General features: G+C 65.4%; 1 protein-coding gene. It reads left to right on the forward strand.

Going from position 1 to position 1,554, the window contains the following annotated elements; translation table 11 throughout:
* A partial coding sequence (locus ACTXGA_RS24440; protein WP_443397314.1) for a CLIPPER-2 domain-containing protein occupies positions 1 to 1,554 on the forward strand: 1,554 nt, incomplete at both ends.

Genomic DNA, 1,554 nt, shown 5'->3' on the forward strand with positions numbered 1-1,554 from the left:
ACCAAGACAGCGGACGACAGCGCGCTGAGCGATCCTGTCGTTCTGGGTCAGGAGATCGTCTTTACGATCACGGTCGAAAATACGGGCAACGTGACCCTGACACCGCCCGTTCTGACGGACACGCTGACAGATGCGAACGGCGATGCGTTGGCCCTGACGCAGGCCCCCAGCCTGACGGGTGGCGATGACGGCGACAGCCTCTTCGAGGTCGGCGAGACCTGGGTTTACACTGCGACCTTTGCCGTCAACCAGCAGGCGCTGGATGCCGGTGGTGTAGAAAACACCGTGACGGCCACGGCGGACGATCCGCAGGGCGCTCCGGCGACCGGAGATTTGCCGGCGCCGGTCGTGGTTCCGGTGCCGCAGGCCCCGTCGCTGGCGGTGGTGAAGTCCTCGGTTCTGAACGATGGCGGCGATGGCCGGGCGGATGTGGGGGATACGATCACCTACACCTACGTGGTGACGAACACCGGCAACGTGTCGCTATTCGATGCGACGGTGTCCGAGACCGGGTTTGCCGGCGCGGGGACAGCGCCGGTGCCGGCCTACGCCTCAGGCGGGACGGATCTGGATGCCGACACCGTGGTGGATGACATTGCGGTGGGCGGCACAATCACTTTCACCGCGACTTATGCGCTGGTGCAGGCGGACATCGACGCGGGAACCGTAACCAATCAGGCAACGGCGCGTGCCAATGACCCGGCCGGTGCGCCGACAAGCGACCCGTCTGGCGCCACCAACGGTGATGACGATCCGACCAGTACGCCAATTGCGAACGCTCCCGCGTTGCAGGTCACCAAGACAGCGGATGACAGCGCGCTGAGCGATCCTGTCGTTCTTGGTCAGGAGATCGTCTTTACGATCACGGTCGAAAATACGGGCAACGTGACCCTGACAGCGCCCGTTCTGACGGACACGCTGACCGATGCGAACGGCGATGCGTTGGCCCTGACGCAGGCCCCCAGCCTGACGGGTGGCGATGACGGCGACAGCCTCTTCGAGGTCGGCGAGACCTGGGTTTACACTGCGACCTTTGCCGTCAACCAGCAGGCGCTGGATGCCGGTGGTGTAGAAAACACCGTGACGGCCACGGCGGACGATCCGCAGGGCGCTCCGGCGACCGGAGATTTGCCGGCGCCGGTCGTGGTTCCGGTGCCGCAGGCCCCGTCGCTGGCGGTGGTGAAGTCCTCGGTTCTGAACGATGGCGGCGATGGCCGGGCGGATGTGGGGGATACGATCACCTACACCTACGTGGTGACGAACACCGGCAACGTGTCGCTATTCGATGCGACGGTGTCCGAGACCGGGTTTGCCGGCGCGGGGACAGCGCCGGTGCCGGCCTACGCCTCAGGCGGGACGGATCTGGATGCCGACACCGTGGTGGATGACATTGCGGTGGGCGGCACGATCACCTTCACCGCGACTTATGCGCTGGTGCAGGCGGACATCGACGCGGGAACCGTAACCAATCAGGCAACGGCGCGTGCCAATGACCCGGCCGGTGCGCCGACAAGCGACCTGTCTGGTGCCACCAACGGTGATGACGATCCGACC

This window comes from Antarctobacter jejuensis (genome assembly GCF_052266595.1).
GTDB lineage: Bacteria > Pseudomonadota > Alphaproteobacteria > Rhodobacterales > Rhodobacteraceae > Antarctobacter > Antarctobacter jejuensis.